Genomic DNA, 11,923 nt, shown 5'->3' with positions numbered 1-11,923 from the left:
CGTGCAAACTGACGGTATTCAGATGACCGAGCGCAGGCGTGACACGCCGGCAACGCCCCACAGCACAGCCGCCGCCAGGCTGGCGCAGGCTAGCCATTGGATGGCGTGGCGCAGGTCGCCGGCATAGACCACCAGCGCCGCGACCACCAGCGGGCTGACGAACTGCCCCAGATACAGGCAGGCGGTCAAACCGCCCAGGCCCCGGCCACGGGTGCGCGCCGTCAGGGCTTCCATCACCGGCGCCATCACGTTCGGCACCAGCAGGCCCGCTCCCAGGCCATGCAGCACCATCGCCAGCGCCACTTCGTTGTAGCTCTGCGCACGGGTCAGCAACCACAGCCCCAAGGCGAACAGCAGCAGCAACACCGTATTGGTCCCCGCGCCCTTTAAGGTGCGTCGCAACAGCGGCCAGGCGAGAGAACCGCCCAGGGTGGAGATCAGGCTCAGACCGGCGGCCAACCCCATCAGGGTGCTGGAGGTAATGCCCAACTGCACCAGCAGAATCGGCACCTGCACCGGCGCGATAAAGGTCAGCACCATGCCGCCGAAGATCAACAGGTAGCCCAGCACCAGCGGCCACACCGCCACCCGCTCGGCGTCCTGGGCAACCGTACTCGGCTGGGAACGCGCCGGTTCCCACAGCACTTTCAGCATCGCCGGCACCAACAGCAACGGCAGCAGGTACAACAGGAAAGGCAAGCGCCAGGAATACTCGCCCAAGGCGCCGCCGACCACGAAGAACAACGCGCCGACCAGGCCAATGGTCACCATCTGGCGATTGATGTAGCGCAGCCGCTCGCCGCCGTGCCAATAGTCGGCGATCAAGGTCGAGCAACACGTCATCACCGCCGCTTCGGCGCAACCGAACAACAAGCGCACGACCACGATGGACTGCAAGTCACCGAGGATCACCGGGGTAACGCCCAGCAGCGCGTAGAGCAATGTCGCAATGACCAGCAAGGCTTTGCGCCCGATCCGGTCGGCGAGCCAGCCCGCCAGCGGCGCGCACAGCGCGATGGCCAGCGCGGGGCCGGTCACGGCCAGCGGAACCAGCAGGTCGGCATGGGGATTGAGGGGGCCGAACTCGGCACCGAGTTTGGGCAAGATAGGCGCGATCATCACCGCGCCCATGATGGTCAGGCTGCTGCCGAGTATCAGCACCACCCCTTCGCGACGGCCCGAGGCTTGGCGGGTGTCAGCGGTCGATAGGTTTGTGGCGGCATTAACAGTGGTCATGATCCGGCCCTCAGAAGCTATACGAAACGCGCAAGGCGGCGGTGTAGCCTTCGGCGCGATTGTGCGCGTCGAACTCTTTGTAAAGATGCAGCCACAGCGGTGGCAGCCCCGGCGCGATGTAGCTGATCGCCGGGCCCAGGGCCATGACCCCCGCGCGGTTGCCGCGCGTCAGGTTCGGCGCATCGTCGTCGCTCAACTGGCGGTAGTAATAGCCGCCGAGGCCCGCCGTCCAAGGCCCGAAATGTTGCCCCACGGCAAACTCATGGCGGTACTCCACGCCATTTTTGTAGTGGGTGTCGGGATTGCGCGTGTTCACATCGACCTGGAAACTCGACGACACCTCAAAGCCGGTGTCGCTGATGTAGGTGGCGTTGACCGCCGGGGAGAATGTCCAGTGGTTCAGCCCAGGAGACACCAGCCTTTTTTGGTCGTAGTCGCCGGTCGGCGCCTGGATCTGGAACTGGGTATTGACGAACAGGTTAGGCGACAGGTTCCACTGCAGGATCAGCGGAACGATCTGCGCATCCGCCATCCGAAAGGGGTCGGCCGACAGTTTCAACGGCCCGCCCGGTGTCGGCACTTGCAGCGACGCATCCATCTTGAAGAACGGTACGACGGCACCGAAGCCGTACTGGCCACCCAGCACGCGATAGTCCGTCATGCGCAGGTAGACCACGCCGATGGACAGCACATCCAGGGAGAGACGGTTATCCACCGCACGCCCTTGGCTGTCCTTCTGCACGTTGGCGGAATAGAACGCCGTGCGCAGCCCCACGGTGCCGTTCGGTGTCACAGGTGGCGTCATCCCGGCGCCGAAATCGTAGACGCCCACCGCGGTGGTGGGCGCGCCGTTTTCAGTGGCCTGTGCCCCAAGGCAAAGACCGAGCAGACCCAAGGTGACCCAACTGACGTGGCGGATGTTTGAATTGTTGTTGTTCATCGAATGCCCCTCCCAACCTCATGGTGTGGGCCATCCTAGTAACGGCACGCCGCAGCGGGTTAGCCGTTTTCAGCACAGTTAGCGCCGTTGCAACGTCTGCGACGGTGACTCGCCGAACAGGGTCCGGTAGTCGCTGGCAAAACGGCTCAGATGCCAGAACCCCCAGCGTGCCGCGACCTCTTGGACACCGTAGGCTTCCTGGCGCTCGCGCAGCTCGCGACGCACCGCATTCAAGCGCAGCGCACGCAAATAGGCCACGGGGTTGATGCCCAGGGTTTCCTGGAAACAGTATTGGAGTTTGCGCCGGCTGGCGCCGATGTGACTGCACAGATCGAGGATCGACAGCGGTTCATCCAGATGCCCCAAGGCATATTCGCGCGCCCGATCAACCATGCGTTTGCGCGCCGTCGGACTCAGGCCGGCGAACTGATCCGGGGCGACCAGGTCCAGCAACTGCACCATCACCGCATCGCGGACCCCGTGCCGAATCGCTTCATAGCTCAACAGCGCTTCGTGCCCCTGATCAGCGCAGACCAACTCATCCAACAGATTGGCCAGCTCGATTTGCACACACGTCCCGCCCAAACGGTAACACTTGGGAAGATCGGTAAAGCGAAAAGCCACTTCCTGATGCTCTAACAGACGCTCCAAAGCCTCGATGTCGACGGCAACGCTCAACAGGTCGAGGTTCTCAGGCACGCGCAGGTCAGGCAAATGATCGCCATGGGCGACCAACAGGCCGTGTTCATGGATCGGATGCCCGGCACAAAACAGCGGGCCGCTCGCGTTGAGCGGCATGCTGAAGGTGATCGCGCCTTTCCAGGCACTGCCGCTTTTGAGCATCGACTGGTTGGTGCGGTCACGCATCAGTTGCATCCAGCCGGCGTGTAGCTCGATCAACTCGCCCTCAAAGCGGCCTGGGGACAATTGGTCATAACGGACCTGCCAACCGCCCATGTTGCGCGCGTGCTGATCGATGTCATGGGTGTGAAAATGCCGGATCGTTGAAGGAATGCCCCATGCCGGGCGAACCATCTGCACGCTGGAATTATTATTGTAAGTGTTCATGGATTTTTCCCTTTGAGCCTGAAGCACTGTCGCTCAGCACGCAATTTCCATTCCCCGCATGGCGCCATTGGGTAAGGTGTGCCGAAATCGGCTAGTGCGCCCATGAATCAGGTACGCCACCACTACCAAAATGAGTGCTTTAAAATTTTTACCCCATAAAATATTTTTGCGCGAATGCCTGGACCAATCAGGCCCTTCTCTTTACACCACAAGGATTTACCGTGAGCGGCAAAAGCTCGAACGACGCCAAGCCATCAGTAAAGCGCCGATCGCTGACGGCCGCGCCCATATAGTTCTTTTCGTCCAACCAGAACTGATAGTGGATCGCTCCCAGCGTAAACGTCTGGCTCAGGTGCGTCTTGAGCGAGAACTGCTGGACATTTTCGTTGCTGTTAAACAGCAGGTAGTTACCGACCACATCCCCCACCCGCCAGGTGCTCCAGTCGACAAAGCCTTTACTCAACGGGTCCCAGGCTTTTTGCCGGTTGTCGGCAAGGTTGTCGTCACCGGAAAAGCTCGCGTAACGGTACCCGAGGACCGGCGTCACCGTCGCCGAAGGTGCTGGCGGCGACCACCGACGCACCGCCCAGCACACTGATGTCAGGTGTCAGGGCATAGTCGAATTTGATCGCGGGTTTGACATACACCTCCTGCCAGCCGATGCGGCTGCCGCCATTTTTGCCGCTGCGCTGGTCGACCCGGCCACTGCCGAAGTTGACGTTGCGCGTGGTGATGGTCGCAGCGCTCGCGGTCAGGTTGACCTCGCCCTTGAGGTTGCCGTCCTCGAAGGTGTAGCCCGCCAAGGCAACCTGGGCGCTAAGCTGCAGGCTGACCGCCACCAGCGCGCGGGTAAAACGCGTCGTGAAAAACATAGTGAAGCGCCTGTGTAATTATTGTTGTTACAGGGCAGTTGCAAGCGGCGCAGTACGCCGCCAACACCTGGGCAAGCCAGGTGAAATCCAGACGCTGGATGGTTCTTGTTGTAAGTGGAATCAGTGAGTCAGGTGAGCGGCGATCGCACGCAGCATGCGCACGCTGTCGGCATCGAACGGGCCGACCGCTTCCGGCAACGAGGATTGCTTGACGATCACCACCTTCGACGGCTTGTCGATGAACAGGTATTGGCCATGGATCCCGCCCGCCATAAGGGCTTGGCTATGGTCGTTGAAGACGTACCACTGGCTGCGGTAGGACGCGCCGGGCGTCCATTCGGAAAACTCGGCGTTGGCCGCGTAGATCGCCGGGTCACCGCCTTTGGCGATGCGCGCGATGGCCTCGCTGGAGATCAGTGGCGAACCCGCGTGCCAGCCATCGTTGGCCAACAGCCGGCCCACGCTCGCATCGCCGAAGGCGCTGCCCGCCAGCTCGGGCACGTAAGCACTGACGCTGCGCATGGGGTCGAGCAGCGCCTCGCTGATCAGTTGTTCGCCCAGCAGACCGATCAGCGACTTGGTCACCGAAAACATAATGTGCCGGTGCTCGGGACGCTGACCGTTGAAATAGCGCTCGAACAGCACTTGATCGCCCTGCATCACCAGAAAACTATCGGTGTGACTGGCCACCAGGTGGTCGAGCAGGCTGACGCTCAGGCCACAGCAACTGTCGAAGCGCAGCTCGCTCAGCGCTTGCGGCGCGTCGTTCAAGGGGCTGCGTGGCGCATTCCCGGCCCGCACGTCGATGGACGGCCGTAGGCGCGCGAGGTGACGAAACCCCCAGCGGTTGAACGGCGGGCGCATCCAGTTTTCCCAGGTTACGCGCTGCTCGGGCGCGGCTGGAAACCCCTGCATCAACCCCGGCGCGGTATGCCCGGGAAGTAAGGATTCATTGGCCTCGGCGTAAAGCCTGACGAGTAAAGGCACGGTGTTCTGGCTCATCTGTGTGATCCTGAAAAAGACTCTGCGTGGAGCAGATGCAGGAAAATAATTACTATCATTAATTATTTTAGCAAATAAAATATTTAACTTAAGAAATTATATTAGTCACAGTAAATGGATCCATTAAAGAGCGAGATACGATCCTTATCGTCCGACAATCGACAAAAAATCACTTGAGTCAGAAAGCATGAGGCTGACCAAAAATGCCGCGAGCATTCAATGGATCCGCTAGGCAAAAACAATGCGTTTCCTGGAGAGCTGTCATGCACTCAAAAAAACACGTGGGCCGGCAAACTTGCGGAGAAAATATGGTGTTTTGCCGGGGCCTGACGGGCCAGGTCGCCACGCTTGAGGACTTCTGCCCCATCGCGGCGCGGCGCCTTCTCTAGGCGCTGTGGAAAATGGAGAACGGGTCTGCGGCTACCACGGCTTGGCGATGGGCCGCGACGGCACCACCGTGCGGATGCCGGCCAGCGAGTACGGAGGGGGCGTGCAACAAGACGGTTGATCCCGCACCTGGAATGGGCCGAAAGCGAACAGGGGCCTACGGCGGCGTGCGGTCGCGCAAGATCCTGGAACGGCTGAGCGCCCGGCGCACGCGCGGGCAGATTTCGAGCTGCATTATTGCGCCCGCGCCGGCGAGCACGGGGCTGGCCGGAAGATCGCCTGCACCGCGAATACAGCCCTCTGCGCACGGTGCGCTACTAAAGAGGACAGTCCATGCACACTTAGTGGGCAGATCCGCAGCACAGTAACACCGCGCGCAGGGTCGCCCCCCATGTGCCGTGGGCGCTTACTCAGGCACGCGCACACACGGCGATGGCGGCACGCGCGGTGTGGGACGGCAATTCGGCGAACAGCGCGTGGTACTCCGCCGCGAAGTGGCTGAGGTGATAGAAGCCCCATTGGGCAGCGATATCGCCAATCGAGAGGTCCGACGCACGGGTCGACATCAAGGTCCGGCGTACGCCGTTAAGCCTTAGGGAGCGCAAGTAGTTCAGGGGCGTGGTCTCGGCCACCGCGCGAAAGCTGTTCTGCACGGTGCGCCGACTCACTTGGAGGCGCTGGCACAACTCGCTCACGCTGGGCACGCTGTTCATCTCGGCCGTCGCCAAACGGTGGCATTTCTCGACAATGAAGCTGCGCGTGGAGCTCGCGGTACGCTGCTGTTTATCGCAGGCCGGGTCGGTCAGCAGTTGCAGCAACTCGTCGAGCATGGCCTGTTCCAACGCCTGCTCCCGCTCCCGATCTCGCGTGCTGTCGAGCTCTTCGTGCATCAGGGCCTGGGTGAACATCGCCAGCAATCGGTGCCGAGCGCCCGCGACGCGCTGGGTGGACACCTTGATCACCGGCTGACGCAACAGTTGGCTGACTTCCTTCGGCGACGCCGTTTGCGCCAAGGCTTGCTCGAACAATTCACGCTCGAAGGTGATGGACAACAACTCCATGCCCGTCGGCATATGGAACATGAACTCCTCACCACCGTGAAGAAAAAACAGGCTGCTGTCGTCCACCTCCCGCCCCTGCATTCGAATCGAACCGGGCACGGTGATCGGCACCGCAAAGCACATCTTGCCCCGGGGCGCCGCACCCTGTTGCACCACACGCTGGTTGATCTGCTCGCGAAAGACATGGCATCCGGCGGTCGACAGTTGCATCAGCGAACTCTCGGACGAGCCTGCGGTTAACTGGCTGTAGTCCTGATTCCATTCATGGATGGTGGCCGCATGGACATGGATGTCGCGAAAATGGCCGATAAGCTGATTTTTCATTAGGTCGAAAGCCTCCGCCAATATTCTTTTTTTTTGAGGAATCTTTTGCGTGATGTTCGCACATAGCAGAAAACCTGCACATTTCTTTATGCAAGATGTGTGCAGGAAAGCGCGCTCAGGATGGAATCCCCAAGTGCCAATTCGGGCTAACGGCAACCCGTGCGCTATGGGGATGATCGGCATACGTGAACCTACATCCCAAAGAGACCGTCATGAGTGAAGCCCAACTTGAATCCCTGCACTTCGCGGATGCCCCGCGGATAACCTCTAGCGCCCTGCCCGGCCCCAAGACCCTCGAGGCCCTGGCACTGTCGGCACGTACCGAGTCGATGGCCCGGGGTGGTGGACGCATGCCGGTGGCGATGGACCGTGCCTTCGGCGCGACCTTCAAGGACCCGGACGGCAACACCTACATCGACCTGTCCGCCGGCGTGGGCGTCAGCAGCGTCGGCCGCTGCCACCCCAAGGTGGTGCAGACGATCCGCGAGCAGTCCGAAGTGCTGATGCATGCCTTGGAAATCAACAGCACCCGGCGAACCGAATTGGCGGCCAAACTTTCCGAGATCGCGCCCGACGGCCTGCGGGGCGATTGCGTCACCTACTTCACGCAAAGCGGCAGCGACGCACTGGAAGCCGCGATCAAGTTCGCCAAACGCATCACCGGGCGCCACCAGATCATCGCCTTCCATGGTGGCTACCACGGCGTATGGAACGCCTCGGGCGCCCTGACGACCGGCACCGCCTACCGCAAGGGCTACGGTGCCCAGATGGGCGGCGTGATTCACGCGCCCTACCCGTATGCCTACCGCTTCCCCTTCGACACCACGCACAAAAGCGCCGAGCAGATCGCCGGCGAGTACGTGGACTACCTGTTGAACACCCCTTACACCGCCGCCGATGACGTGGCCGCCGTGATCGTCGAGCCGGTGCAGGGCGAAGGCGGCTATGTCCCCCCGTCGCCGGAGTTCCTGCAGTTATTGCGCAAGGCGTGTGACCGCAGCGGCACGCTGCTGATTGTCGATGAAGTGCAGTCCGGCGCAGGGCGTACCGGCAAAATGTGGGCGGTCGAGCATTCGGGCGTAAAACCAGACATGCTCACCTTCGGCAAGGGTATCGGCAGCGACCTGCCGATGGCAGGCCTGATCATGCGTTCGGACCTGGCGGCCGCGATTCCTGACGGCTCGATGCCCAATACCTTCGCCGCCAACTCGTTATCCGCAGCCGTGGCGCTGACCAACATCGCCATCCTGCAAGACCCGGAACTCGATCTGCTCAACCGCGCCCACGCCCTGGGCCTGGAGGCGCAGGCACGTATCCGTGGCTTTGGCAGCCCGTGGGTCGGCGAAGTCCGCGGCCGTGGCCTGATGATCGGTATCGAGCTGGTCGAAGACCCCATCACCAAGGCTCCCCTGGCGCCCGAAAAAATCGGCCAGCTCATGGGTTACCTGCTGAACCACGGTGTGCTGATGATTCCCTGCGGTCGCTACAGCAACGTGATGCGGGTCATGCCCTCATTGACGATCTCACGCGCGCTGTTCTTCAAGGCGCTGGATATCTTCGGCGACGCCCTGGCCAGCCTCAACGCTTGAGGCGCTCACCCCGTCCACCCTACGTCACTTAGGTTCCCAACATGACTGAGCACTTGAATCACTTCATCGAAGGCACTGGCTGCGAAGCCTCCGACGGCCGACGCATCCCCTTGGTCGACCCTGTGACCGAACAGGTATACGGCAGCTGCGCGCGCGGCACCGCCGACGATGTGGACCGCGCCGTAAACGCCGCGCACCACCAACTGGAGCAGGGCGCCTGGAGCCAGCTCGATGGTGCCCAGCGCGCTCGACTGCTGTTGAAGCTGGCGGATCTGGTAGAGCGCGACACCGAATTGCTCGCCGACATGGACGCCAACGCCATCGGTCGTTCGCCGATCGAGCCCCGTCGGATGGACGTGCCCAACGCGCTCGCCAACCTGCGCGCCGCCGCCGGCTGGGCCAACCAACTGGAGGGCCGCACCATTCCCTCCGGCGGTTACTTCGGCACCAAGACCCTCTCGTACACGGTTCGGGAACCGGTGGGCGTGGTCGGGGCGATCGTGCCCTGGAACTCGCCGCTGATGATCACCGTCTGGAAACTGGCCGCGTTACTGGCGGCCGGCTGCACGGTGGTCATCAAGCCTTCGGAAGAAACACCACAGTCCGCCCTGCACCTGGCCGCGCTGGCTCGGGAAGCGGGCTTCCCGGACGGTGTGATCAACGTGGTCACCGGCTATGGCGCCGAGGTGGGGCGTGCCCTGTGCGAACACCCGCACATCGCCAAGATCAGCTTTACCGGCAGCCCCGAGGCGGGGCGCGAGATCCAGCGCACCGCGGGCGTGTTGTTCAAGCACGTGGCATTGGAGCTGGGCGGCAAGAGCCCCCAGATCGTTTTCGACGACGCCTCGTTTGAAGACGCGCTGCGCGGCTGCACCCTCGGACTGTTCGCCAACCAGGGCCAGATCTGTGCCGCCGGCTCGCGCATTCTGGTCCAGCGCGGCATCGCCGATCGCTTCGCCGCGGCGCTTGCCGACGCCGCGCAAGCCGTCAAGGTGGGCGACCCTCGGGAGCCCGGCGTGCAGATGGGCCCGGTGGCCAAGAAAGCACAATTCGATCGCGTTAACCGTTACATCCAACTGGGCATCGACCAAGGCGCTACTCTGCTCGCCGGCGGTGTATCGACGCCTGAGCGCGGCTGGTTTGTGCGGCCGACGATCTTCGCCAACGCCAACAACGACATGGCGATCGCCCGCGACGAGATCTTTGGTCCCGTCGGCACGGTGATCACGTTCGACAGCGAAGAGGAGGCTGTCGCACTGGCCAACGATTCCACCTACGGCCTCGCAGCCACCGTGTGGACCACCGACCTGGTGCGCGCGCACCGCGTAGCCGGCGCCGTGAAAGTCGGTGCCGTGGGCGTCAACTGCTGGAGCCCGTTGGATGCCAACCTGCCCTGGGGCGGCGTCAAGACCAGCGGCATAGGCCGTGAAGGCGGGTTTGGCGGCGCGCTGGCGTACACCGAAGAGAAGGTCATCACCGTGCTGCTGCCCAAGTAAAAACAATCTTCGCCCTGACCGAGCCGGCCAAGCGTTGCTCGGTAAGGGCGGACGTTCAAACGTGCATCACTTCACTGATGCCTTTGATATAAACGGAGAGCCTATGATGAACCCGACAGATAAACTGACAACCGATCAGTACTCGACGTCCCTGCGCATTTTGCACTGGGTGCGCGCCTTGCTCGTCATCGGCCTGCTCTGGGCAGGCTGGCATATGACCGGCATGAATGACGAAGTGGCGAGCAAGTTCGAACTCTATTACCCATGGCACAAATCGTTCGGGGTGCTGACATTCCTGGTGGTCCTGGTTCAGCTCGCCGTGCGTGTACGCACCCCCCTACTCCCGCAGCCGCCGTTAACGCTGGCCAGGCATGAGCGGTTTCTGTCAAGACTTGCGCAACGCACCATGTATGCACTGCTCGTGATCGTGCCCTTGATGGGTTACTCGATGTCGAGCACCTACACGATGAGCGACGGGGTGTTCTTTTTCGGGATCAACCTGCCGGAGCTGCTGGCGAAAAATGACGACTGGTTCGTCGTCTTCCAGTGGCTGCACAAGGTACTTGCGTATACCTTGCTCGGGCTGATCCTGTTGCACATCGCCGGTGCGCTCAAGCACCGCTTCTACGACAAAGATCCTCGTAGCGACGTGCTGCGCCGCATGTTATGAATTGGCGCACGCCAACAACGCCGGCCAGCAGCGAACCCAACGCTGGAAGTTGACGGCCGACGCGTTACCTCTCAGGCTGACCACGCGCCGCCTCGCCCGCTCGGTGCGTGGTGGCTGACGTTCCCCGACCCACCGTTACACAGGTAGGTACTCATTTGAAGTGGAGCAGTAACGCGTGGAATTAAGACAACTGCGCTATTTCGTCAACATTGTCGAACACGGCAGCCTGGGCCGCGCAGCCCTTGAGCTGGACGTGGGCGTGTCGGCGCTGAGCCAGCAGATCGCCAAACTCGAAAGCGAACTCTCGACCCGCCTGCTGAACCGCACGACCACCGGCGTCACACCGACCCCGGCCGGCATGGCGTTCCTGCACCATGCGCAGTTGTGCTTGAGGCAAGCCGAGAATGCGATCCTGGCGGCACACCGTGGGCGGATGAGCGGGTATGTCACCGTGGGCTTGCCGCCCACCACAGCCACGGTGCTTGCCCTGCCCTTGATCAATGCGATGCGCGCGCGGTATCCGGATATTCAGTTGCACCTGATCGAGATGCTGTCCGGGCATCTGGCCACGCAACTCAATGCCCGCCAGATCGATCTGGCCATTTTATTTCAACTTGAAGGGGGCAAGCGCTGGAGCGTGACGCCGCTGCTTGACGAGAAACTGTTTGTCATCTGCTCGCCACACTTGCCGGATGCCCCGCAAGGAAGCTCTGTGCAAATGGCGGACCTGGGGCAACTGCCACTGGTGATGCCGAGTGCGCAACACGGTTTGCGCTCAACGCTGATGGCGGCGTTCGAGCGGTCGGGGTTGACGCCCAACATCATCATGGAGGTGGATGGCCTGGCCGTGTTGATGAACGCTGTACGCGCCGGCCACGCGGCCACCATCCAGCCCGGCGCGGCGGTGGCGCTCAAAGGCGAGTCGGGGCTTTCGGTGGTGGAAATCGCCGATGCTCATGTCGGCCGGCGAAACCTGTTGGCGACACTGCCGGATGATGAGCTGGCGCCCGCGGCACTCGCGGCGCGGCTGGTCATCACCGATGTGGCGCGGCAGTTGGTGATCGATCATCAATGGCCGGGCGCCTCGTGGATCGAAGACATCACGCCCTGATCTCCAGCCGCCCTCGCCCGCGCTTCAGGGCCAGCGGCAACCCGCAAAGCCTTTACGAAAACTAAACACCCCAACCGCTAACGCGCCTTTCGACCCAACGCTCGCTGCCCTAAGGTCTCGCCACTCGCGAGGAGCCCTTCGTTCACGCCTCCTCGCGATCGAGGAGT

Annotated in this window: 9 protein-coding genes and 2 pseudogenes; 5 read left to right on the top strand and 6 right to left on the bottom strand. The window is 62.1% G+C overall.

Features of this window, described 5'->3' with window-relative positions; genetic code table 11:
• Positions 1-18: 18 nt before the first annotated feature.
• The 5 genes and pseudogenes from RGV59_RS16630 to RGV59_RS16610 form a co-directional block, all read right to left on the bottom strand.
• Entirely contained in the window at positions 19-1,236 is a 1,218-nt protein-coding gene (locus tag RGV59_RS16630; protein WP_017846952.1) for an MFS transporter, read from the bottom strand.
• 10 nt (positions 1,237-1,246) lie between these two features.
• A complete protein-coding gene (locus RGV59_RS16625; RefSeq protein WP_017846951.1) occupies positions 1,247-2,176 on the bottom strand; it encodes a SphA family protein in 930 nt (309 codons plus the stop codon).
• Positions 2,177-2,254: 78 nt separating this feature from the next.
• The gene (locus tag RGV59_RS16620; protein ID WP_371918442.1) at positions 2,255-3,244 is read right to left on the bottom strand and encodes a helix-turn-helix domain-containing protein; all 990 of its coding nucleotides are present in this window, start codon (positions 3,242-3,244) and stop codon (positions 2,255-2,257) included.
• Between the two features lie 253 nt (positions 3,245-3,497).
• Positions 3,498-4,116, bottom strand: a pseudogene (locus tag RGV59_RS16615) (hypothetical protein); the annotation flags it as partial.
• A 120-nt stretch (positions 4,117-4,236) separates the two neighbouring features.
• Positions 4,237-5,118 carry a serine hydrolase domain-containing protein gene (locus RGV59_RS16610; RefSeq protein WP_126585838.1) on the bottom strand — a complete coding sequence of 294 codons (882 nt, stop codon included), beginning with the start codon at positions 5,116-5,118 and terminating at the stop codon, positions 4,237-4,239.
• A 263-nt stretch (positions 5,119-5,381) separates the two neighbouring features.
• Between RGV59_RS16610 and RGV59_RS16605 the strand changes: the two are divergent.
• Positions 5,382-5,658, top strand: a pseudogene (locus RGV59_RS16605) (Rieske 2Fe-2S domain-containing protein); the annotation flags it as partial.
• 257 nt (positions 5,659-5,915) lie between these two features.
• Here RGV59_RS16605 and RGV59_RS16600 read toward each other — a convergent pair.
• Complete coding sequence (locus RGV59_RS16600) at positions 5,916-6,890, bottom strand: helix-turn-helix domain-containing protein (RefSeq protein WP_102618914.1); 975 nt, start codon at positions 6,888-6,890, stop codon at positions 5,916-5,918.
• A gap of 212 nt (positions 6,891-7,102) precedes the next feature.
• On the opposite strand from RGV59_RS16600, the gene RGV59_RS16595 reads away from it, so the two are divergent.
• From RGV59_RS16595 to RGV59_RS16580, 4 genes are all read left to right on the top strand, one after another.
• A complete protein-coding gene (locus tag RGV59_RS16595) occupies positions 7,103-8,479 on the top strand; it encodes an aspartate aminotransferase family protein (protein WP_126585837.1) in 1,377 nt (458 codons plus the stop codon).
• A 41-nt stretch (positions 8,480-8,520) separates the two neighbouring features.
• A complete protein-coding gene (locus RGV59_RS16590) occupies positions 8,521-9,975 on the top strand; it encodes an aldehyde dehydrogenase family protein (protein ID WP_017846945.1) in 1,455 nt (484 codons plus the stop codon).
• Between the two features lie 106 nt (positions 9,976-10,081).
• A complete protein-coding gene (locus RGV59_RS16585; protein WP_017846944.1) occupies positions 10,082-10,645 on the top strand; it encodes a cytochrome b in 564 nt (187 codons plus the stop codon).
• Between the two features lie 175 nt (positions 10,646-10,820).
• Positions 10,821-11,756, top strand: coding sequence for a LysR family transcriptional regulator (locus RGV59_RS16580; protein ID WP_017846943.1), 936 nt, complete (start codon positions 10,821-10,823; stop codon positions 11,754-11,756).
• The last annotated feature ends 167 nt before the right edge of the window (positions 11,757-11,923 follow it).

It is taken from the genome of Pseudomonas sp. FG1 (genome assembly GCF_034313875.1).
Classification (GTDB): domain Bacteria; phylum Pseudomonadota; class Gammaproteobacteria; order Pseudomonadales; family Pseudomonadaceae; genus Aquipseudomonas; species Aquipseudomonas veronii.
This window is presented reverse-complemented; position numbering and strand designations above follow the sequence as displayed.

Bases quoted from the DNA above. Each gene is read 5' to 3' on its own strand.
- RGV59_RS16610 (WP_126585838.1), bottom strand. From the start codon at position 5,118: ATGAGCCAGAACACCGTGCCTTTACTCGTCAGGCTTTACGCCGAGGCC.
- RGV59_RS16625 (WP_017846951.1), bottom strand. From the start codon at position 2,176: ATGAACAACAACAATTCAAACATCCGCCACGTCAGTTGGGTCACCTTG.
- RGV59_RS16630 (WP_017846952.1), bottom strand. From the start codon at position 1,236: ATGACCACTGTTAATGCCGCCACAAACCTATCGACCGCTGACACCCGC.
- RGV59_RS16585 (WP_017846944.1), top strand. From the start codon at position 10,082: ATGAACCCGACAGATAAACTGACAACCGATCAGTACTCGACGTCCCTG.
- RGV59_RS16600 (WP_102618914.1), bottom strand. From the start codon at position 6,890: ATGAAAAATCAGCTTATCGGCCATTTTCGCGACATCCATGTCCATGCG.
- RGV59_RS16595 (WP_126585837.1), top strand. From the start codon at position 7,103: ATGAGTGAAGCCCAACTTGAATCCCTGCACTTCGCGGATGCCCCGCGG.
- RGV59_RS16590 (WP_017846945.1), top strand. From the start codon at position 8,521: ATGACTGAGCACTTGAATCACTTCATCGAAGGCACTGGCTGCGAAGCC.
- RGV59_RS16620 (WP_371918442.1), bottom strand. From the start codon at position 3,244: ATGAACACTTACAATAATAATTCCAGCGTGCAGATGGTTCGCCCGGCA.